1 protein-coding gene is annotated in these 1166 nt (G+C 61.3%); it reads right to left on the reverse strand.

What is annotated here, in order from left to right; genetic code table 11:
- Positions 1–599, reverse strand: a 599-nt coding sequence (locus AC4FAH_RS01600) for a magnesium chelatase domain-containing protein (protein ID WP_490245578.1), incomplete at its 3' end; no start/stop codon positions are given.
- Positions 600–1166 lie beyond the last annotated feature (567 nt).

Here is a 1166-nt window from a genome sequence, read left to right on the forward strand (position 1 = left end):
GCCTGATGCTGGCCACGCACCTCGCTCAGGTCGGGCTCCGGCAGGCGCGCCTGGGGAATGATCGAGCACACATGCGGCGTGAGGCGCTCGCGCCCCAGCAGGTGAGCCACCAGCTCCAGCAGATGGCCCACCGCCAGTACTTCCAACTCCTCGGCGAGTGCCGCCTCGTCGGCATTGCCGCGCGGCACCACCAGCGTCCGCCCCGCCTTGCGACAGCAGAGCGCGGCTGGCAGCACACCGGTCACGGCACGGATGCTGCCATCGAGCGCCAGCTCGCCGAGGCACTCCATCGCTGCCACGGCCTCTTCCGGTATCTGCCCGGAGGCAACCAGAATCCCCAGCGCGATGGGCAGATCGAAGCGTCCGCCCTCCTTGGGTAGGTCCGCTGGCGCCAGATTGAGGGTGATACGGCGCGCCGGAAACTCGAAGCCGGCATTGAGCAGCGCACTGCGCACCCGCTCGCGACTCTCCTTCACCGCCGCTTCCGGCAAGCCGACGATGGACAGCCCCGGCAAGCCGTTGGAAAGGTGTACCTCCACCTGAACTTCCGGTGCCTCGAGACCAAGTGACGCGCGCGTGCGCAACATTGCCAATGACATGAGCCTTCCCTGCGTGATGCCGCCTCTCAGTTGCACGGCGCAATCGGAGCAGGCACTGGCCTGCCATGAGCGCGAAGGCACACACCGCTGCCAACCCTCCCAGCATGGCAAACCTCATACTCCCCAGAAGGCGAGCGCCTCAACGCTCGGGCGCTCGACAATTGCCGCAAGGCTTCGCATACCCCCACGACACTGCCATGCGCCGCCTGGAAATACGTGTTCAGGTGACGATTCTCGCGTCTATAACGTAAATTCCCTTACGCCCCAGGCTCCCGCAATTACTGGATACGTAACAAACAGACAGACTGTGGATAACATTACATAATCATCGCTTGTGGACATTTTTTGAGCGCTCAAAACTTCATCATTCAAGGCACTGATACCATCGATGATCAAGCGAGCCAACGTCGGACCAGGACACCAACAGCCCGATCTCAACTCACAGGCACCAACCAACAGAAATTAAACTAAATAACTGCAGGCAGGGTGCTTCGACGATCGACTCAGTCGAGTGATGAAAGCCATGTCAGAGATCAGATTGAGCCAGAGGAGCTCATGAGGCGCCTG

It is taken from the genome of Cobetia sp. (genome assembly GCF_983723665.1).